This window comes from Ferrimicrobium acidiphilum DSM 19497, from assembly GCF_000949255.1.
Taxonomy (GTDB): Bacteria; Actinomycetota; Acidimicrobiia; order Acidimicrobiales; family Acidimicrobiaceae; genus Ferrimicrobium; species Ferrimicrobium acidiphilum.
Genome location: NZ_JXUW01000005.1, coordinates 110,111 through 130,167, shown reverse-complemented (window position 1 = coordinate 130,167; position 20,057 = coordinate 110,111). Strand labels below are relative to the sequence as shown.

Annotated in this window: 19 protein-coding genes; 14 read left to right on the top strand and 5 right to left on the bottom strand. The window is 54.9% G+C overall.

Annotated elements, in window-relative coordinates:
* Positions 1-49: 49 nt before the first annotated feature.
* Together FEAC_RS04215 and FEAC_RS04210 are read right to left on the bottom strand one after the other, a co-directional pair.
* On the bottom strand, positions 50-382 hold the full coding sequence (locus FEAC_RS04215) for a DUF5615 family PIN-like protein (RefSeq protein ID WP_035388805.1): 333 nt from the start codon (positions 380-382) through the stop codon (positions 50-52).
* Positions 382-603, bottom strand: coding sequence for a DUF433 domain-containing protein (locus FEAC_RS04210; protein WP_035388804.1), 222 nt, complete (start codon positions 601-603; stop codon positions 382-384). The genes FEAC_RS04215 and FEAC_RS04210 overlap by 1 nt, the downstream gene beginning before the upstream one ends.
* A 526-nt stretch (positions 604-1,129) precedes the next feature.
* On the opposite strand from FEAC_RS04210, the gene FEAC_RS04205 reads away from it, so the two are divergent.
* The 5 genes from FEAC_RS04205 (at position 1,130) to FEAC_RS04185 (ending at position 6,988) form a co-directional block, all read left to right on the top strand.
* Entirely contained in the window at positions 1,130-1,498 is a 369-nt protein-coding gene (locus tag FEAC_RS04205; RefSeq protein ID WP_035388803.1) for a hypothetical protein, read from the top strand.
* 56 nt (positions 1,499-1,554) lie between these two features.
* Positions 1,555-1,737 (top strand): hypothetical protein, encoded by a 183-nt coding sequence (locus FEAC_RS15470; protein ID WP_052565533.1) that lies wholly within the window; start codon positions 1,555-1,557, stop codon positions 1,735-1,737.
* A 474-nt stretch (positions 1,738-2,211) separates the two neighbouring features.
* Positions 2,212-3,858, top strand: coding sequence for an APC family permease (locus FEAC_RS04195; RefSeq protein WP_236684600.1), 1,647 nt, complete (start codon positions 2,212-2,214; stop codon positions 3,856-3,858).
* A gap of 550 nt (positions 3,859-4,408) precedes the next feature.
* Complete coding sequence (locus FEAC_RS04190) at positions 4,409-6,016, top strand: peptide chain release factor 3 (protein WP_035388845.1); 1,608 nt, start codon at positions 4,409-4,411, stop codon at positions 6,014-6,016.
* A gap of 549 nt (positions 6,017-6,565) precedes the next feature.
* Positions 6,566-6,988: a PaaI family thioesterase gene (locus FEAC_RS04185; RefSeq protein ID WP_052565531.1), complete on the top strand. Its 423-nt coding sequence runs from the start codon at positions 6,566-6,568 to the stop codon at positions 6,986-6,988.
* Positions 6,989-7,074: 86 nt separating this feature from the next.
* Here the strand turns inward: FEAC_RS04185 and FEAC_RS04180 are convergent, their stop codons facing one another.
* Positions 7,075-8,019, bottom strand: coding sequence for an EamA family transporter (locus FEAC_RS04180; protein WP_152623073.1), 945 nt, complete (start codon positions 8,017-8,019; stop codon positions 7,075-7,077).
* A gap of 177 nt (positions 8,020-8,196) precedes the next feature.
* Here FEAC_RS04180 and FEAC_RS04170 point away from each other — a divergent pair, with 177 nt between their 5' ends.
* Positions 8,197-9,579: an NAD-dependent malic enzyme gene (locus FEAC_RS04170; protein WP_035388802.1), complete on the top strand. Its 1,383-nt coding sequence runs from the start codon at positions 8,197-8,199 to the stop codon at positions 9,577-9,579.
* A 64-nt stretch (positions 9,580-9,643) separates the two neighbouring features.
* On the opposite strand, the gene FEAC_RS04165 is transcribed toward FEAC_RS04170, so the two are convergent.
* Positions 9,644-10,393 (bottom strand): hypothetical protein, encoded by a 750-nt coding sequence (locus tag FEAC_RS04165; RefSeq protein ID WP_035388801.1) that lies wholly within the window; start codon positions 10,391-10,393, stop codon positions 9,644-9,646.
* A 333-nt stretch (positions 10,394-10,726) separates the two neighbouring features.
* On the opposite strand from FEAC_RS04165, the gene FEAC_RS04160 reads away from it, so the two are divergent.
* Complete coding sequence (locus FEAC_RS04160; protein ID WP_035388800.1) at positions 10,727-11,431, top strand: alternative oxidase; 705 nt, start codon at positions 10,727-10,729, stop codon at positions 11,429-11,431.
* 214 nt (positions 11,432-11,645) lie between these two features.
* Here FEAC_RS04160 and FEAC_RS04155 read toward each other — a convergent pair whose 3' ends face one another.
* The gene (locus FEAC_RS04155; protein WP_082055615.1) at positions 11,646-13,253 is read right to left on the bottom strand and encodes an IS1634 family transposase; all 1,608 of its coding nucleotides are present in this window, start codon (positions 13,251-13,253) and stop codon (positions 11,646-11,648) included.
* 275 nt (positions 13,254-13,528) lie between these two features.
* Between FEAC_RS04155 and FEAC_RS04150 the strand changes: the two genes are divergently transcribed.
* From FEAC_RS04150 to FEAC_RS04120, 7 genes are all read left to right on the top strand, one after another.
* Positions 13,529-14,389 (top strand): tyrosine-type recombinase/integrase, encoded by an 861-nt coding sequence (locus tag FEAC_RS04150; protein ID WP_160290328.1) that lies wholly within the window; start codon positions 13,529-13,531, stop codon positions 14,387-14,389.
* Positions 14,390-14,397: 8 nt separating this feature from the next.
* Positions 14,398-15,159, top strand: coding sequence for an RNA polymerase sigma factor WhiG (gene whiG / locus FEAC_RS04145; RefSeq protein ID WP_035388799.1), 762 nt, complete (start codon positions 14,398-14,400; stop codon positions 15,157-15,159).
* A 211-nt stretch (positions 15,160-15,370) separates the two neighbouring features.
* Positions 15,371-16,108, top strand: coding sequence for a 30S ribosomal protein S2 (gene rpsB, locus FEAC_RS04140; protein ID WP_035388798.1), 738 nt, complete (start codon positions 15,371-15,373; stop codon positions 16,106-16,108).
* A gap of 42 nt (positions 16,109-16,150) precedes the next feature.
* A complete protein-coding gene (gene tsf / locus FEAC_RS04135; RefSeq protein ID WP_035388797.1) occupies positions 16,151-16,948 on the top strand; it encodes a translation elongation factor Ts in 798 nt (265 codons plus the stop codon).
* A gap of 4 nt (positions 16,949-16,952) precedes the next feature.
* A complete protein-coding gene (pyrH, locus tag FEAC_RS04130) occupies positions 16,953-17,684 on the top strand; it encodes a UMP kinase (RefSeq protein ID WP_236684599.1) in 732 nt (243 codons plus the stop codon).
* A complete protein-coding gene (gene frr, locus FEAC_RS04125; protein ID WP_035388796.1) occupies positions 17,684-18,256 on the top strand; it encodes a ribosome recycling factor in 573 nt (190 codons plus the stop codon). Before pyrH ends, frr begins: the two co-directional genes overlap by 1 nt.
* Positions 18,257-18,270: 14 nt before the next feature.
* Positions 18,271-20,052 carry a phosphatidate cytidylyltransferase gene (locus tag FEAC_RS04120; RefSeq protein WP_035388795.1) on the top strand — a complete coding sequence of 594 codons (1,782 nt, stop codon included), beginning with the start codon at positions 18,271-18,273 and terminating at the stop codon, positions 20,050-20,052.
* Positions 20,053-20,057 lie beyond the last annotated feature (5 nt).

Here is a 20,057-nt window from a genome sequence, read left to right as displayed (position 1 = left end):
GCAGATCCGTTAAGGCCCGACGGTCGGGTAGTGACCTACTGAGTCGCCGTCACCCTCTAAGCTCCACGAGTTTTTCGCCATCTGTTAGTCGATCAATGGCTAACGGCCAGAGTGGGGTGAGGATCCTTATCAGTTCTGGGGTGCGGCAATTGGCCAAACGCAGCCATAGGACAGGCGGGCCCTGGTTGTCGGAAAGGCTTAGCGCGGCGAAGTCGCTATCTTTGCTAACAATGATCGAACCTTCGTGGCGCCCGAGGGCCCAGATCTCTTGATCCTTGGCTCCCAGCATGCCAAGATCGATCAAGTGTAGTGCGTCATAACCTTGACAGGTGATCCAACGAGCCAGAGCGGGTGGAAGCTGCGCATCTACGACAAATTGCATTATGCAACGAAGAGCACCGGATGATCCAGCTGTACTGCGGCATAATGGAGGGCAGCCTTGATGTCGTCTAGTTCAAGATAGGGGTACTCCTCTAGAATCTCCTCATTGGAGGCTCCAGATACGAGCAGTTCGAGGATGTCTTGCACTCGAATCCGCATGCCACGAATGCATGGACGACCATTGCATTGCGAAGGGTCAATTGTAATACGATTAGAGACCACCTGACTGCGACCTTTCTATCCCAACGTAGTTTAACCGCTGCTTTGCCTGGACAGGGCAACTTGAGTAGGTCTTGCCCGATGGCTGCGTTTGTGGTTCTCGGTTCCTAAAGATCCATCGACGTGTGGGTCGCTCGTTTGTGTTGCGCTTGGGACCTTGACTCCGTGTCCACGGTTCGGTAGTCTTCAATTAGGGAGAACTCGATCTCTCGCCCGAGGCTCGACCGCCCAACTTTTCACCCAACAATTGTGTCCGACGACGTCCCGTCCAGTCCGAGACTGTCTCACCGCCCGTGCCAAAAGACTTCAACGAGCTGCATAAATGGGACGTACTCAGACGCTATGACTACGGATTCGGACAACTTCGTGCTGGCTTACAACCAGCAGGTCAGGGGTTCGAGTCCCTTAGCGCCCACCAGGTCAGGGGTTCGAGTCCCTTGGCGCCCACCAGGTCAGGGTATAGTTCGTAAATCCTGCGGTGCTATAACCCAACAGGAATCCAACAAGGGGTTCGAAGTTGGAGGATTTGATGGCAGGAAGCATGGGCATCGTGGCTCAGCGAGATACCTGGGGACTCAGAGTTTTCATCGGATGGCATAGCCTCGAAGAGGTCAAGCACCGTTGTGTCCGTTTCCGTGGCAGGAGGCGACAAGGTGAACGGGAACTCGTGCGGCTGGTGACTGGCCAAGAGGATAAACCTGCACCGCTGATCGAGTCGGAGCTTGCCTGGAGCTCCTCAACCACTATGAATGACGCGATCGCGGCATGGCCTGAGAATGGCTGGTGCAAGCCTAGCCCAACGATGGTTCGACACCACCAATACGCGCATTCGTATTGTGCGTTTGAGCAACCGGTCTTTGATGTGAATCGGTTCTCCAATATGGGTGGGATTCTGTAAGTAATGTTCAACTCTGTAAAGTGTGACGGATGGCTATTCTTCATTAACAAAACTAGATGAAGGTTATCAGTAGGACTCTGTTCGAATTCGGGGATGAGGTGGAGATAAAAGTCACGGGCGTCTCTGGTTCTTGGGTGCTTCAGGCGTTAACACCTCTGCTTGGGCTTTCACTCCATCTCGGAGATGGGAGGCTTAAGGGCACCAAGACATCACAGCGCGGCTTCTGCCTGAAATCCTAACCACAATAGTTTCCCATCGGATTCGGGGCAGTCGCAAGCGCTTGGATCTGCGACCTTGTAGTTGGTCATGTTGCCGATTGAGCTGTGATTGCTCTTCAGATAGCCGGGCCGCCGAGCGGATGCGTTTCATGAGTAACCTCAAGTACAAATGGAGTCCTTGAGAGATATCTGCAGATTAAACAACTAGAGATGGCTTGATGTGGGTCGCCCGAGCATCTAAGTGACCAGGAGCGCTGACTGGTCTTGCCCATGGGTGAAGGAGTTGCCGCCTCCTCGAGCCTTGCCCACGTGCTTGCTGGCTCGCGGCTTTGTTAACGCCGGGATCTTATCGTGGTTGGCCGTAGGACAGTTTTTGGTTAGTCGGCTACCAAGCTTGCTATGCAAACTAGACATATATTGCTGGCTATGCTACGGTAGCCATTATCGGCTCACCTTTCTGGAAGGTGGATCCGGTGAATCAGTAAAGGGGGTTTCGTGCAAACTGGTCGACAGAAGTCGGGGCAGCTCCGTCGTGAGATGTCGTACTTAGACCTGAGCTTCGCAGGGCTCGGTGCAATTATTGGATCAGGATGGTTGTTTGCGGTGCTATATGCTGCGCAGACTGCCGGTCCTGCAGCTATCATATCGTGGGTTATTGGCGGTGTAGCCTGTTTGTTTATCGCGCTCGTGTATGCAGAGCTGTCGGGGTTCTTGCCTGAAGCGGGAGGGGCAACGCGGTACCCTCAGTATTCGCATGGTCCACTGGTTGGCTTCATAGTCAGTTGGGCTGCGTTTATTGCTTACGCTTCAGTACCTGCTATTGAAGCTGAAGCGGTGGTGCAGTATGCGTCGCACTATATAAAGGGATTTGGTTCCACCGTCAACGGGAGCTTTTCAGGTAAACAGCCACTGGCGTTTATCGTCGAGGCTATTCTTCTGATTATTTTCTTTCTCATCAATGTGTATGGCGTAAAGCTTTATGCCAAGGTAAATAGTTTTGTAACCTTCCTAAAGTTTTTGACACCGACGCTGACTATTTTGGTGGTCTTGTTTGTTGCCAAGGATTGGTCGAACTACTCGGCCCCGGCAACTCATGGCTTTGCGCCCTATGGCACAGCTGGCGTATTGGTGGCAGTATCTACCGCCGGAATTGTGTTCTCATTTCTGGGGTTTCGTCAGGCAGTGGAGATGGCAGCGGAAGCGAAGCATCCGCAACGTGATGCTCCCCGCGCGATCATAACCGCGCTTGTTGCAGGCATGATAGTGTACGTTCTGTTGCAGGTCGTATTTATAGCTGCGATTCCGAAGTCGGAATTGACGCACGGGTGGGCGGGCTTGAGTCTATCCTCCCCCTTCGCTCAGGTAGCATCGGCTCTTGGTTTGGGTTGGCTCGCGACAATTCTCTATGCTGATGCGGTCCTGTCACCCTCTGGAACTGGACTTGTCTACTTCGCCTCGACGCCGCGAGTAATTCTAGGTAGCGCACGCAACGGGTACCTTGGTCGCTCGTGGAGAAGGATCTCGGACAAAACTGGCATCCCGATGTTCGCCATGGTTGCTACCATAATCGCCTCGTTGATCTTTCTGCTGCCGTTCCCAACCTGGCAGTCGCTGGTTGGCGTTATCTCCGCTGCAACCGTGTTTACCTACATCATGGGACCTGTGTCACTAGCAGTGTTTCGACGCCATCACGCTTCGGCCAATCGCCCATATCGCTTAGGCGGAGCTAATATAATTGGTCCAATTGCATTTGTCATGGGCTCACTCATCATCTACTTCAGCGGTTGGGAGACGGTCTGGAAGCTGACCGTTGGCTACGCCATCGGGATCATTATCTATCTCATCGTTTCCGCGGCACGTAGCGATCTCGCGAGGATCAATGCGCAGGCCTGGAGGCAAGGAGTCTGGCTGGTCGTCTTTATCGCAGTGTCGCTGTTGGAGACCTATTTTGGTTCCAAGCGATTTGGGGGACAGTACAATCACCTGACCGGCCTGATCCACTATCCATGGGATCTTGTGGTTGTGATTGTTCTAGCCATAGTCTTCTACTACTGGGGTGTCGCATCGGGTTCAGCCAGCAAGGATACCGAGGATGCGATCGAACGAGCCGGCCAGCTAGAGCAACCGAATTCGTCTGAGTGATATCAGTTGGTAGTTTGGGTCAACGTTTAGTTGACCACCAAGATGTGGAGTCCGATCGCTATGGTCGGGCTCCACACTTGTCTATCCCCTCGTTGAGTCGAGTGAACTCGGACCCTGGAATCGATTGGTTTTAGGATTGAATTGGCGTGTCTAGCCGGGCCTTGCGAGGCGCTGCAGGTCTGATATGGTGGCGCCGAGTTGCTGCCGATTTCATGGAGTAGTATTGGATGCGTTTGATTCTTGAGCCTTTCGCTCGCTAGATGTATTCGAAGGCTTGAGCGAGTCCAGAGGCCGATGGACGGTAGACACCGCCTTGAGCTTTCGAACCCACATTCCTCGAGGACGCATTCTGGTAGCGATGGCCAAAGTGGCCGTCAGATGGCGATCTGATTTTGTGCACCATAGCTCCGATCCCACAGGGGGCATGTGATCCGGGGATCACATGGCGCTAGTCTCACGGCACGAGACATCACCGGTAGAATCGATATTGGTTAGTTGGTCCATGGCCGTGACCTAACCAAGTTGATTGTGAAGTGGATGTGGTGTGGGTATGTTGACAGAAGAGGTCGAGTCGGGAGAGATCCTGAAGGAGGCTGCTAGGCGTCGGACTTTTGCGATCATCAGCCATCCTGATGCCGGCAAAACCACCCTGACTGAGAAGTTCTTGCTCTATGCGGGTGCAATTGCTGAGGCTGGAGCCGTCAAGGCGCGAACCGGTCGGCGAGACACCCGGTCGGACTGGATGGCTATGGAGCAGGAGCGAGGCATCTCCGTCACCTCAACCGCACTTCAGTTTGAGTATCGCGACTGTGTAATCAACCTTCTCGATACGCCGGGGCACCGTGACTTCTCCGAGGATACCTATCGCGTCCTCACTGCGGTGGATGCGGTGGTTATGGTGCTAGATGTTGCCAAAGGTGTTGAGGCGCAGACGCTGAAGCTCTTCGAGGTCTGCCGGTCGTTGGGCCTGCCGATGATCACATTCTTGAATAAGCTGGATCGTCCGGGCAGATCGCCACTTGAACTACTCGATGAGATCGAGGCGAAGATCGGAGTGCGACCAACCCCGGTGACCTGGCCAGTCGGCATTCCTGGTGAATTTCACGGGGTGATCGATCGCAGAACGGGTGGATTCACTCGCTTTGAGCGCAGTGTACGAGGTAAGACTCTCGCGCCAGAGGTTGAGGTGGATGCATCGGTTGCGGCTACAGAGGAGGGCGGCGACTGGACCAATGCTGCCGACGAATGTGGGCTACTGGATGCCGTGGGGGCCTCGCACGATCAGGAGAGCTTCCTTGAGGGGAAGACTAGTCCCCTGTTCGTTGGCTCTGCAATGAATAATTTCGGTGTACGTTCTTTGCTTGACGCAGTAGTCGACCTCATCCCATCACCAAGGCCTCGGCGAGATGTTGACGGTCAGACGCGTTCACTTGACGCTCCACTATCTGGGTTCGTATTTAAGATTCAAGCCAACATGGATCCGGCTCATCGCGATCATGTTGCCTTTGTTCGCGTGTGCTCGGGGAGGTTTGTGCGCGGGGTGAGTTTGACGCACGCCGCTACTGGTCGGACGTTCTCTACAAAATATGCCAGTTCGCTGTTCGGTTCCGATCGGTCTACGGTTGAGGTGGCGTTTCCAGGGGATGTGGTCGGTCTCGTCAATGCTGGTGAGTTGCGAATTGGGGATGCGCTCTATGCCGATTCGCCAGTCGTTTTTCCATCGTTTCCACAGTTCGCACCTGAGTTGTTCCGGCGAGTGCGAGTGAAAGATCCTGGACGAGCCAAGCAGTTCCGCAGGGGTCTTGACCAGTTGGAGCGTGAAGGCGTGCTCCAGGTTCTATACGAACTCGATGGGGATCCGCTTCCGGTTCTCGCCGCCGTTGGGCAGATGCAGTTTGAAGTCTTCCAGTATCGCATGGAGCACGAGTTTGGAGCATTGACTGAGTATCTGTCGACGCCCTATCGAGTGGCACGAGTGGTGACGGCAGAGGATGCTGCAACTTTGGGGAGAATCCCAGGAGTTCGATTACTTCGACGAGGCGATGGGACATTGCTGTTGCTTTTTGAGAGCGCAATCAGGCTCCAGACGGTCATGCGTGATCATCCTGAAGTGGATTTTGGTGCCCTACTTGGATCTGGCTTCAGCTCCCTTACCTAGACCAGGCTCGCCTGACGAGTAGACAACGTTGAGTGACCTTGGTTGTAGAGTTCTGACGGGCAAGGGGAGCCCAGTAGCCAGCGAGAGGCTAGGTACAGACCTCTCCCTCCATTCAGGGGCCGCCAATTGGGCCCATACATGCCTCTAGGATCCATGTTGGCCAAGACTATTGGGGCCCCCTCGACCGACAACAGCCTATGCAACCGACAGCCTAACGGTGAGCATATTTGCAGATCTAAACCTCGCAGAGCAGGAACCGTCTGTTCTCCCAGGTGTCACTATCTCGGATTCCCTGCTTCATGTTTATCTAGGCTAACGCCTGCATGATGACCCGATTGATTCAGGCGTAAGTCGAGATGTGCGATAGCAGGACCTGTGGTGGAGTGTCGTCGTCACTAGGTGCTCAAGGGATCGCCTTCGTCGGAGTCGTCGGGGTAAGACTTAGGTGCAAGATCTTGTCTCAGGTTCCAGGGGAACAGGCACTGGGGCGGCAATAAGCTGAGAGTTGGAAGCTAGTTAAGACTAGGCATGGAGATGAGGTGGAGAGTCGTGGGTGAAGAGAACTGTTTTGCTTGCGGTGGGAAGAACCCGATCGGACTTCACTTGGAGTTTGACGGAGTCGATGGCATCGTGCACGCTACATATCGCGCCGAACAACGTTTTGTGGGGTGGGACGATGTCCTCCATGGCGGTATAACCGCAACGATCCTTGATGAGGCCGCCAGTTATGTGCCCTATTCAATGGGGTTCGTGACCGTAACGGCTCGCCTTGAGGTGCGGTATTCGTTGCCGATTCGTGTCGATGAGGTGCTCTCGATTGAGGGTCGTTTCATCGATAGGCGCAGAAACATCGTACAGGCCGAGTCTGTGATTCGCGACGCCGATGGCGTCGTGCGGGCGAGTGCGCTCGCCAAGCTGGCTGTCCTAGGGGAACGCGGGGCTGAGGTACGGGGTGCAAGACAGTTTCTCTGAAGCTGCTCGAAAATAGCAGCGAGACTGATTGGAGATTTTGCACGAAAGCATCTACGTATAGCAGGCATTCCGATCGCCGAGCAACCTCATCGTGTAGGAGTTTCAAGTTCCTTTGGTGGCAGCTTATGGTTTCTGTCTAAGAGGGAGAGGCCGACTACTGAACCGAGGACGAGAGCTACACCGGCGATCAAGGCGGGACTGAGTTGGAGGTTAAATAGAAACAGGGAGGCTATCGCCGCTGTCAATGGCTCTAGCGTTCCAACGACGTTGGCGGTCAAGGGTGCGACCGTCGCGAGTGCGCTAAGGTACAGAAGAAATGGTACCGCGGTGCCTCCGACGATTACGAAGAGCACCATCAGCAGTTCAGGAGTGCTGAAACCCGCCGGCGCATTGAGAATCAGCCACGGCAGCAATGCTACTGAACCGACAAGGAAGGCTCCAGCGACGACTACCTCTGCATTATGTTTAGACAGAAGTTCGGTCGGCAACAGGTTGTAGAGTGCGGTGAACCCAGCCGAGACGAGACCCCATGCTACCCCAGTCAACGGTATCGCCAGCCCAGCCGATGATCCGCCTGTCACCACCAGGAACACGCCCGCGAGCGCGGCTGCGGTGAGGACGACGAGGAGCGGTCTCGGTGCTTTGAAGCGCCGGAGTGATACCCAGCCAAGGATGAGCACCGGGCTCGTAAATTGCAAAAGAGTGGCCGATACCGCAGTGCCGTGGGCGATAGCAAGAAAAAAAGTAATCTGGACGCCGTCGAGCGCTACCACTCCAAACACAATGATGGTTATGAGCCGACGCTTGTCGGTTGTGAACCGTCTCAGTGACTGGGTTCTTCCTCGTGGACCTGCCCACAGGGCGAGGAGAATGCCAGCTCCAGCGACTCGAACGGCTGCGAGCCAGGTTGGCTGGAGCTGATAGTGTTGGAAGAGCTCTTGGGCGGCAATCCCCGAGAACCCCCAGAGTATGGCGGCCACAACTATTCCGAATATTCCTGGTCGCTGGTACGGAAGCTTATATTGGGCCACGATTCGAGTGTATCGACCATGGATCGACCAGCGTGATGGTGTTGGCACTACGATTCGATATCAGTCCAAATTGTAGTGAAGACAGCGCTGTGCCAACGAGAAGTTGATGCTCGGCAGTTATCTGCTTTATTGTGGTTTCAGTTATATAAGTGGATGCGATGAACGAAAGGTGCAACCGTGAGCAGTCCGAGCGCTTCGTTTTCAGTGACGTTACGAGTGGAGATTTCAGGTTCGCGGCTTGTAGGTGCGATTACTACGGTGCTAGCCGATGCCGGAGGAGCGATTACCGCCCTCGATACCGTGGAGTCTCGTGGTGAACGGCTAGTTGTCGATGTGACCTGCAACGCCGTCAACGAGGAGCACGCTGCTGAGCTGCGTGCCAGCGTGGAAGCCATAGATGGAGCGACGGTTCGTGCAATGAGCGACCGCACACTCCTGCTGCATCTTGGTGGAGTCTTGGCCACTGAGTCGAAGGTTCCATTGAAGACGCGCGACGATCTTTCGATGGCTTACACGCCTGGGGTGGCGCGGGTGTCGCTCGCGATCTCTCGCGACCGGAGTGCGGCCCGGAACTTGACGATCAAACGAAATAGTGTGGCCGTTGTCACCGATGGGTCGGCGGTGCTCGGACTCGGCAATCTTGGGCCCGAGGCTGCGCTTCCGGTGATGGAGGGTAAGGCCGTCCTTTTTAAGCGCTTTGGCGATGTCGACGCGTGGCCGGTGTGCTTGGCGTCACAGGACGTCGACGAGATCGTTCAGGCTGTTCGAATGATCGCACCCGTTTTTGGTGGCATCAATCTGGAGGACATCTCGGCTCCTCGATGTTTTGAGGTAGAGCGCCGTCTCCGTGAGCATCTTGACATACCAGTCTTCCATGATGATCAGCACGGTACCGCTATTGTCGTCCTTGCAGCCCTCCTGAATGCTTTGCGAGTGGTCAACAAGAGCTTGGGGGATGCCAAGGTTGTCATTCTGGGCGTTGGTGCCGCAGGCGTCGCAATTGCCAAATTGTTGATCAGCGAGGGTGTTGGCAACCTTATCGCGGTAGATCGCGATGGAATTTTGGAACCTGACTGGAGCACGCTTGATGAGAGTCGCCTCTGGGTCGCACAGCACTCTAATCCACATGGAGTGAGAGGAGATTTGCATACTGCGTTGCAGGGAGCGGATGTCGTGATTGGCGTGTCTGGCCCGAATCTTGTAACCGAGGGTGATCTGCGGCTTATGGCTGCGGATCCGATCGTTTTTGCGCTCGCAAACCCAGACCCCGAGATCGATCCGGCGCTGGCTCGCCGGATTGCTACGGTAGTGGCGACTGGTAGGAGCGATGAGCCTAATCAAATCAACAACGTGTTGGTCTTTCCTGGTTTTTTCCGCGGTCTATTGGATGCCGGTGCGACAAAGATAACTTCGGCAATGGAGTTGGCTGCAGCCCGTGCGCTCGCTGCCATCGTGACCGAGGACGAGTTGTCCCCGGCCTACATAGTCCCGACGGTCTTCAATCCGGCGGTAGCTCCAACGATTGCACAGGCTGTTGAGGCGGCTGCCAAGGGAGACTGAGGCCCAGCCGTTCGAGGGATGGAGCGTTCATGGCGACCAGCGAGCGGTTAGGCGTGGAGCCAGTTCAAGGACAGCTGTAACGAGCAACCGCGGTGATAAAACGTTTATGGAGCCGAAACGCTCCCTTGTGGAGCGTGAATTCCAGAGACTCCATGGCTGCAGGTGGTTGATCCGGTACCGAGTAGTCGATACCGGTGAGACCCACGACGGTGAATGAGTCTCCGTTGATGAACTGTGGACCCGAGGTATAACAGTCCACAGTTGAGAGGACTCGCCCTGCAGTCTTATATGCAGACGATTGCGTGGTGCCTGGTGGGCTAGGGACCGCGAGTGCTTGTTGGTCTCCTTTAAGCAGGTTGGTGAAGTATAGGTAGCTGGTTGGGGAGTCATGCTGCAACGGACTCGGCGGAAGTGAGACTAGGGTGCCAACGAACGCTGGTTTCGTGCTCGATCGAGCCGCGGGAGGGTTGAAGGCCCAAAGCCCGTTAGGAAGCGAGGAGGCGTCGATTCCGCAGGTCGCCGTCACGATCGCCATTGGGGCGTGGTTCCCAATGATATAGCCAACCACAGAGCCCTTCTCGACTACCGGAGTACCGGCGCTGACGTGGCAATGCGGGAGCAGGCTTGGGTACGATACCTTCGACCAGTTGACGTTCTTGAACTCGCTGGCGACCGCCCTGTCAGCAGCCGTCGTCGGCGTGGGTTTGAGCGTACCACTCGATTTGGCTTTGACGGGTTGAGCATCTGCGGATCCACAACCGGCCAGTAGCATTGCAGTGCATACGACAATCAGTGAGACCTTTGCTTGGTGCACTCCTATCAGGCTAACCTGTACGGCGAGTAGTGCTTGCAGCCCGGGTCGAATGGATGCTATGCGATTTCTGCATATCCACCGTATGACGACAGGGGTGTGTTCGTTCGGCACGGATCTATTGTCTGAATAGTCATTGTGAGCGTTCGCTACGATTCATTGTCTTGCCGATCCATGGAGTGTTTCTGTTATGTGAACGTTACGAGCGTTGCGCGATCGGACGCAACACTCAGGTCGAAAGGGCCGTACGCTGTAGGATAAGAGCCTGGAAATGTATACCTATAGAGGTATTGCTTGCGTCGTGGTCGAGCCTGTACTGAGGAAGGGAGCGTTGACTTGGGTGAGAATGAGGCTAGTAATGATGACGGCGGGATCAGGGGCGCGATGGGAAACTTGACTCCACCCGAGCGTAAACAAGAGCAGACCAAGACGTTGTCTGCGCAACGTCGAAGGTACGGCGTTCTGGCAAGGCTCCTCTTTAGTTCGCTTGACGCCGTCTATGGTAAGGAGCGCAGTCTCTCAAAGTTCAAGGTACTTGAACTTGTGGCTCGGGTTCCCTACCAGTCCTGGGAGCAGGTTGCATATATCGCGATCACACACGTGTCGGATCGCGTTGCCATGGCAAGGCGGATTCACGATCGGGTGCTCGAGTCGCGGAGCCAGCAGGACAACGAGCAGTGGCATCTTCTGATTCTAGAAGAGTTGATTGCTGAGCGTGGGATCGATGAGACTTACCTGAGATACACCGTTTTGCCGCAGGTGATCGCGTTTATCTATTATCAGGTTTCGGCGCTCTTGTATGTCGTGCGCCCATCCCTCAGCTATCGCTTGAACGCTGACTTTGAGGACCATGCGGAGCATGAATATATGGAGCTCGTGCTAGAGCATCCAGAATGGGAAGAGGAGGTGTTCGAATCCTCAATTGCGGCCGAGTATGGACATTACGAGTCCTTGGCTGATCTTTTCCGACAGATCGGTTATGACGAGCGAGTGCATAAGTTGGAGAGCGAAGCTCATCTTAAGGAACCGCGCTTTCGCTAGGTCGAGTTTTGTTCGTGGGGGTTACCATCGCAGCGCGATATTGGTTAAAGGGCCGTCCGCTTGAGCGATTGTGAGATATAGCCTCACTTGACGGAGAGGCATCCGAGTCGCCGGTTCTATCCTCCGGGTCCATTAGGCCAAACTTACGTCTAACCCACCGACCGATAGTACCTTCTACCAGGTACTTTGTCGGAGATTAGTGTTTTCGTTCGCATCACTTTCCTCCAATGGTGGTTGGTATCGGTGATCCAATGAGTTCAAAGACTCTACGTTGCAGTGGAGTTGACACCGAGAGCTGTTCGATTTGGATGCCTTGGGTAAATTCAGCCGTGTTTCTAGTCAGCGTTCCAAGGTGGGCGAGCAGGGTGCCAAAGCTGTGAATCGGTTCGCCATCGGCCCCGCGTTTAGTGGCGTCTTTTAATTCAGCAGCGCGAGATCGTAGCGCGGGTGCAACCGGATCGTGGCGCTCTGGAATCTCCTCGTCACCAAACATGAGTGGCGCGAGAGCCTCTCTCATGTGCCAGGTAACATAGAGAGCGAGCATGCTAAGAAACACGTGGGCTCTGACCCGATTCTCGCTGTAGTGATAGATCGGACGTAGATCGAGATCGATGACCTTCAGGTTGCGAAAGTTGCGCTCGACAACGCTTAAGCCCTTGTAGGCCTCTACCGCCTTGGCATCATCGAGTTCTTCCTGGCTCACCGAGGTACGTATGACATAGATCCCATCGAGTGCAGCCTCTGTCTCGATTGAGTTGGTATCTCTGACAAAGGTGAAGCTCTCATCGTCGTCGAACTCTAAGGTAAAGTGCTTGGCCATCTTGTGTCGGTCAAGGACTCGTCCAACCCTTAGGGCCATTGGATACTTGCTCGAGCCCGCTGAGCTCGAGAGCCTTTCGAGCTCCTTCTCGGTCGCTACCAGGAGCTCTTCTCGCTTGTTGGCCCGAAGACGAGCCAGGTCAGGGTTACGACAGGCAATGAGGCGCTCATCGGGATAGTCAGGATGGGTGATCGCAGCCAGGTTCGTCTCATCAAAGAGGCCAAGCTGGAGAGAACCACCGTCGATGAGGGTTCGAATCTGGGGAGCCCGTAGACAGGTGATCCACTTTGCACCCTCGAGACCCCGCAGCGCCTCTATACGTGCACGGGTGATCATCCCTCGATCTCCCACCATGATGAGCTCTCTTAACCCAAAGCGATCCCTGGTCATGTTGACGGCATTCACAAAGGCACTAGGGTCCCCGGTGTTACCACTAAAGACCTCGATTGAGATCGGTCGACCATCGACATCGGTCATGAGGCCATACTCGATCTGGGTCTTGCCTCGCTTGTGATCTCTGGAATATCCATAGGCAGCCAGAGGGCAATGTGTCCCCTCCATCCAGGACGAGGAGAGGTCATAGAGCACCCGTGAGTCCTCCTGGAGGTGGCGTTTGGCCAGTGTCGCTTCGATAGTTCCTTGGCGTGCATACAACCAGTCCATGGCTGAGTAGATCTCATCGGTTGAGATACCCACTACCCCTAGGTCAACCCCAAGGGTGGAGTCTTTGAACCACCGGGAGGTGGCGAGCTTGGAGGCTGGGCGAATGGCTCTGGCAAGGATCAGGGCATAGATGATATCTCGCTCACGACAGGCGGGTCCAAGGAGGGCGGGAAGCTTTAACTCATTTGCCATCGCAGCTATAGCTGCCACATGTCCATGAGGCAGACTTCGCTTGATCTCAAAGCCCTCCTCAGCCACCACAAGGTGCTTGCCAGTCAAGGATTCACGGATCTGCATATCCAACGCATGACGACGGCGATCCACAGGTGTCGTAGCCATGCCTCAACGATACTGCTCGTGCAGAAAACCTGATGAGCGCGTGTCTGTCCCGACGAATTCTCGTAGCTGGGACGACTTTTGTGAACCGCTGCTTGTCTGGTGCTGTAACGAACGTGCACAATGACGATTCAGACAATGGAGTCGTGTCAACTGGACGTAGTCCTGGCGTCATACGATGGATATGCAGAATGCGATTCATCGTATGACGCTTCGGCTTTTCAATTCATTAACGAGCGTTCACCCACGATCGGATGTTGTCGAGTAAAGTGGTTGATGTGGGCAACCAGGGTTTGTGGAGACTAGATGAGTATCGTTCTTACATAACCCATCTCGCCCCGTCGACTCAGCATCGCTATCTTACCGGTCTAGATTGGCTGATTCGCGAGGCTGCCGATCAAGGGGTTTATGATCCTGCGCAGTTGGATATTCGATTGGTTCGACGAATCCTTTCGAAGCGACAGGAGAGTGGGGCTGCGAGATCGACCATTAGAACAGATCTTGCTGCCTTCTCCTCTTACCTGCGTTTTCGAGATGACCTAAACTTGACCGGCCTGAGGCTAGCGCTCGTCAAGCCGGGCGGAGAGCCAGCACGTAAACTTCCTCGGACGCTTGATGCCTCGGTTGTCGTCAGGAGCTTGGATTGGCTGAGCACGCAACCAGAGGTTAACCTTCTCCATTATGCCGTCCTGGAGACACTCTACGATACCGGCCTTCGTGTCGGAGAGTTGGTGCAGCTTGATAAGGGGGATGTTGACTTTGACGGTCAACGGATCTCTGTGCGCAACGGCAAGGGCGGAAAGCCGAGAGTGGTGCCGATAGCGCGGAGGGGAGTGGTGGCGCTTGAACGCTATTTGCAGAGTCGATCCGACAATGCAACCCCTCTCTTCCTTGGTGAACGAGGTGCACGCATAGGAGTTCGTTCTGTATATCGGATCGTCAATCTATACTTCCCTGGCGCACATCCGCACTCATTGCGGCACAGTTATGCCACGCACCTGCTCGAAAATGGTGCCGATTTGCGTAGCCTTCAGGAGCTGCTTGGACACGCTAGACTGTCCACGACGGAAATATATACTCACGTGAGTCATGAACGGTTGGCGAGAGTCTATCGAGAGTTACATCCGCGGGGCAAGTAGGGGCTGTGATGCAAGGTGACGCCGACTTAGACAAGTTGTGGCACAGGTATAAGGAGACGGGTGATCAAGGGCTGCGCGATCGTCTGTTAATCGCTTATTCTCCTCTCGTCCGTTTTGTGGCTTCGAGAGTAGCGGTGGGCTTACCCAACTCAGTCGAGCAGGCTGATTTAGCGAGCTATGGCACCTTCGGACTGATAGATGCCATCGAGAAGTTCGATCTAGAGCGCAATATCAAGTTCGAAACCTATGCGATCACCCGTATCAAGGGTGCAATCATTGACGAACTTCGAGCCATTGACTGGGTGCCACGCTCGGTTCGGGCGAAGGCTAAGGCGGTGGAACAGGCCTACTCTAAGCTCGAGGGCAAACTCCACAGAAGCCCTACTGACCAAGAGGTTGCTGCAGAGCTTGAGATTGACGAGTCCGAATTGCAGGCGATCTTCTCAAAGATTTCGTTTCTGGGCATTGCTGCCTTAGACGAGGTCGTGCTTGGTGGAGAGCGAAGCGAGGGGATGACCCTCGGCGACACAATTGCCGACCGCAAAGAGAGTGCTAACGGCTCTTTCGAGCAAGAGGAGACTCGCCGGATGCTAGTTGACGCGATCAATCGACTCGGCGACCGCGAAAAAATGGTGCTGACGTTGTACTACTACGAAGGCTTCACCTTGGCCGAGATTGGGCAGATCCTTGGGGTTACGGAGAGTCGGGTGTGTCAAATCCACTCGAAGGCTGTACTTCAACTCCGCGGCAAGCTCGGCGACGTTGGCTAACGGAACCTGTCTTTTTGACTAATGGTGGTGTTTTCTCTGCTGCGTAGGTGAGAGCTGATCATCTCTGGAGAGACGATCAAACATCGGCGGCTCTGATCTTAAGTCGCGACTAGGCTAGCTGAGGCTCAAATTCGAGCAAGTAACGGGAGTGCCCGACCCACGGTCGGCGTTTGTCGCGAGGGCGCTCCTCAGTTCAACCGATGGGAGGATCATGCCAGATAAACCACTAGTAACGATGTCGCAGCTTCTTGAGGCCGGAGTTCATTTCGGGCATCAAGCCAAGCGATGGAACCCAAAGATGAAGCCATTCATCTTCGACAAGCGCAATGGGATTTACCTCCTCGACCTACGCCAGACGCTTCGAGGAATTGACGAGTCGTTTCGATTCGTACGTTCGTTGTCTGCTCGCGGTGGCAACGTACTTTTCGTCGGCACCAAAAAGCAAGCACAAGATGCGATTGCACAGTACGCCAAGATGGCGGGCATGCCTTACGTAAGTCATCGGTGGTTGGGTGGCATGTTGACCAATTTTCCAACTATCGCCTCGCGAGTGCGAAAGCTCCAGGAGTACGAGCAGATGAAGGTTCAGGGAGATTTTGAGGCTATGCCGAAGAAGGAGGCGTTGCTTTTGCAGCGTGAACTCACCAAGCTCGACCTCAACCTGGGTGGCGTGCGTAACATGACGAGACTGCCTGATGCGCTATTCGTAATCGACACCGTCAAGGAACACCTGGCACTGACGGAGGCAGCTCGACTTGGCATTCCGGTCATTGCAGTGGTCGATACCAACTGCGACCCTGAACTTGTTGACCATATCATGCCTGGGAATGACGATGCAATTCGGTCTTGCGAACTATTTACTCGCCTCATGGCAACGGCCATCATCGAAGGCAAGTCGAAGGCAGGTCAGGCGGAGCCGGTACCAGCCCCAGCCCCAGCTGCCGTATAGCAAGTTTGTAACTGACAGAAAAACGAGAAAGGAAGGCCAATCGTGGCTGATATCAAGGCTGCAGACGTGCAGGCACTGCGCAAGCTTACCGGTGCAGGTATTCTCGACGCAAAGAGAACTCTCGAAGAGACCGGTGGGGATGCCGAGCGTGCTGCGCAGTTGTTGCGAGAACGCGGGGTTGTGTCTGCCGCAAAGCGTGCTGACAGAGAGAACAGCGAAGGTGCAATCGCCCTATCTATGGTCGATCGCCAAGTGGGGGTGTTAGTTGAACTCAAGTGCGAGACTGACTTCGTCGCCAAGTCGGCTGATTTTGTCAACACCGTCAACGAGATTGCGGCAGCTGTCGCCGAACGCGGAGAGCAAGCTGTCGGTGAGTACACCGAGATGATTGCTTCGCTTACGATAACGCTTAAGGAGAATATCTCGCTCGGCCGGGTGGTACGACTTCAGGCAGGTGAAGGAGAAGAGGTATCGGGTTACCTCCATGTTCAGGCTGATCGTGGTGTAAATGGCGTTTTGGTGCAACTCAAGAATGGCTCCGAGGAACTCGCGCATGACCTTGCCTTGCATGTTGCCTTCGCTCGACCGAGTTACCTAGCTATCGAGGATGTACCCGCCGCTTTGGTGGCCCAAGAGCGAGAGACGCTTGAGACGATGACCAGGAACGAAGGAAAGCCAGAGGCTGCGATCGAAAAGATCGTAACTGGGAGACTCGATGGTTTCTTTAAATCCATCTGTCTGTTGGAGCAACCGTTCGTGAAGGACGAGAAGCATCGAGTCCGCGAAGTGCTTGGACAGGCCTCACTCGTCGCCTTCGCTCAGCTTGTCGTTGGCGAGTAGCGAGTTGGCGTCGACGCAGGTGATAGGTGACCGGTGTCGGATTCTCCTCAAGATCTCGGGTGAGGCACTTGGGGATCCGTCGACTGGACCCCTCGACGCCGCAGTGTTGACGCAGCTGGCAAAGGAGTTGGTAGGGCTTCGATCTGAACTCGGTGTTGAGATTGCTCTTGTCGTTGGTGGTGGAAATATTTGGCGAGGTACCTATGGTGTTGACATCGGTATCGACGCCCCCACCTCTGACAACATTGGGATGCTCGCCACTGTTATGAACGCCTTAGCACTACAGAGCGCGATCGAGGCGTTGGGGCAGCCAGTGAGATTGCAGAGTGCCATCAACATGTCGGAGCTTGCTGAGCCTTATATAAGACGCAGAGCGGTTCGCCATCTCGAGAAGGGGCGCATCGTCATCTTCGCCGCAGGGACCGGCAACCCGTTTTTTACCACCGACACAGCGGCTGCCTTAAGAGCAGCTGAGATCGGTGCTCAGACGATGATGAAGGGTACTCATTCCGGGGTAAACGGGATCTATTCAGCGGACCCACGACTTGATCCGAGTGCTACGAAGTATGATCATGTTGGGTATATGGATGTTATCTCACGAGACCTGAACGTGATGGACATGACAGCGGTAACCTTCTGCAAGGATCATGGCATTCGGGTGATTGTCTTTGACGTGACGAGCCCAGGAAATATAGCTCGCGCCTGGCGAGGCGAAATAGGAACGGTGGTTGACTGATGGCTGAAGAAGTTGATACTGACTTGGTGATTGCCGAAACGAAGACCAAAATGGCAAAGGCTCTTGAACATACCGAAGAGGAGTTCGCCGCGGTGAGAACCGGCCGAGCGGCTCCGGCGCTGGTTGAACACCTCGCGGTGGATTACTACGGATCGACGACGCCGCTGATGACAATAGCCGGGATCGGTGTCTCTGATGCCCGTACCTTGGTGATCAATCCATACGATCGAGGGAGCCTTGGAGCTATTGAGACAGCAATTCGAAACTCCGACCTTGGTGCCAATCCTACTAATGACGGTTCCACGATCCGCATTACTCTGCAGCCCCCTACGGAGGAGCGTCGCAAGGAGTTGATCAAGGTAGTTCGCACCCGATCCGAGGAGGGAAAGGTTGCAATAAGGGCTATTCGACGGAGTGCACGGCATCAGTTTGAGAGCTGGCAGAAGCAGGGTTCACTGACCACTGACGACCTTTCTGATCTCGAGAAGCAGCTCGAGCAGGTCACTTCGCACTATATTGCTGAATTAGACAAGGCTTTGGAGGCCAAAGAGCGCGATCTACTTGAGGTCTGAGAGGGGCCGTAGCAATGGGTGAGGGCCAGGAACGTCATCGACAGAGGTCCAAGGGGGAGTCAGATGGTTCTCTCTTTGATGCGTCGAGTGAACCCCAGCCTGGCGACGAGACCGATGAGGATCTCACGCTATCGCTCGGCGATGGCTTTGTTGATCAGCCATTATTGGCTGGTCCCGATCAGGATGCCACATTATCGTTGGATAGCGATGCGTTGGCCAGAGAGCGCGCTCGAGTTGATGGGGATCCGCCGACGCCCGAGGAGGATCTAACGCTTGAGCTTCCTGGTTGGCGTGAACCGGCGACGGGCGAGATACCACGGGTGATCGAGGAGCTGGCAGGCGAGCCTTTGCCACCATTGCATGGTAGAGCGCCTGGAAACTTCGATGCATTAGAGGACGAGACTCAAGATGCGCGCCATCAAGGAAGATTGCACCAGCCAGAGGAGAGGGATGATTTCTTGATCCCGATCGAGCGAGGGTCTATCGATGATGCGACACTTGAGGCGTTACGTATTAGGTCCAGGAACCCAAGCCCAGCTGCAGAGGATGGCTCAGCAGGCGTAGAGGGTGTTGGCGGAGTCCACGACCGAGACCAGGAGTATATCGATGCTCTTCAAGCTCATCTGGATGAACGGAGAGGGTCTCCACATCGGGTTGCTCGTGAGACGCATCGGTCTAGCGATATCCGCGTGACTAGCGATGAGACTGGGGCCAGCGATGAGACTGGGGCCAGCGATGAGACTGGGGCCAGCGATGCATCTACACTGAGTGGTCGCGTAACTGATGGAGCCGATGAGTCGTCCATCAGGGATAGGCCGCGACGACCATCTCGCCATGAGGTGGTGTCATCGCGGGGTCGATCCCAGAGACGGGTACGGGGCTCTGCGGACAGATCCCGAAGCACTACTAAACCAATTGATGGAGACAACTCCACCCCCCAAGCGAGTCTGGAGGAGCGGACCGAACATACTGGTGGGCCTACCGAGCGCGTAAAAGTAGTGCGTACGGTTACTGGTATCGTGCTTGCAATCGTCTTGCTCCTGGCGCTGAAATTGGGAACGGTCTCAACGTTGGTGGTTGTGGTAGTGGCTGTCACAACTGCTGCGGCCGAGGGCTATAACCTTCTTCGTAAGGGTGGGTACCGCCCTGCTGCCCTTGTTGGACTTCTTGCCGTCGTCGCCCTAGTTATCGGCGCTTACTTGGCTGGCGAGGACGCCATTGTGCTGGTGATCGTAGCTGCGATTTTGGTCTCGCTCATCTGGTTTATGGTACAGCACCGGGGCGAACAGTTCGTCGCCGGAATTACTACCACGATGGTGATGGTCGTCTGGGTTGGCTTGTTTGGTTCTTTTGCTGGTCTGATGCTCAGACACTCACTTTTCGGGGCTGGTGGATTGGGACTCCTAGTCGGCACTCTCCTGTGTACCACCACGGCGGATGTATTCGCCTTTTTTGGCGGTTCTCTATTCGGCAAACATAAGTTGGCTCCTGCCATCTCTCCTGGTAAGACCATTGAGGGGGTGATTATTGGCGGAGTGGCTACAGTTTTGGTAGCTGGTTTGGTGCTTCCGCTTATCCACCCGTTCACGCTCACAGCTGGATTACTGATTGGACTTGCCGTTGCGATCATTGCCCCAGTAGGAGACTTAGCTGAGTCTGCGTTGAAGCGATCGGTCTCTGCAAAGGACTCCTCACGATTGCTTCCTGGTCATGGCGGTATGCTGGATCGGATTGACGGCATACTCATCGTGCTGCCAGTCGCTTTTTATCTGTTTCTGAGTCTGCACTTAAGGTGATGCAT

Bases quoted from the DNA above. Each gene is read 5' to 3' on its own strand.
- FEAC_RS04215 (WP_035388805.1), bottom strand. From the start codon at position 382: ATGCAATTTGTCGTAGATGCGCAGCTTCCACCCGCTCTGGCTCGTTGG.
- FEAC_RS04205 (WP_035388803.1), top strand. From the start codon at position 1,130: ATGGCAGGAAGCATGGGCATCGTGGCTCAGCGAGATACCTGGGGACTC.
- FEAC_RS15470 (WP_052565533.1), top strand. From the start codon at position 1,555: ATGAAGGTTATCAGTAGGACTCTGTTCGAATTCGGGGATGAGGTGGAG.
- FEAC_RS04190 (WP_035388845.1), top strand. From the start codon at position 4,409: ATGTTGACAGAAGAGGTCGAGTCGGGAGAGATCCTGAAGGAGGCTGCT.
- FEAC_RS04155 (WP_082055615.1), bottom strand. From the start codon at position 13,253: ATGGCTACGACACCTGTGGATCGCCGTCGTCATGCGTTGGATATGCAG.
- whiG (WP_035388799.1), top strand. From the start codon at position 14,398: ATGCAAGGTGACGCCGACTTAGACAAGTTGTGGCACAGGTATAAGGAG.
- rpsB (WP_035388798.1), top strand. From the start codon at position 15,371: ATGCCAGATAAACCACTAGTAACGATGTCGCAGCTTCTTGAGGCCGGA.
- frr (WP_035388796.1), top strand. From the start codon at position 17,684: ATGGCTGAAGAAGTTGATACTGACTTGGTGATTGCCGAAACGAAGACC.
- FEAC_RS04120 (WP_035388795.1), top strand. From the start codon at position 18,271: ATGGGTGAGGGCCAGGAACGTCATCGACAGAGGTCCAAGGGGGAGTCA.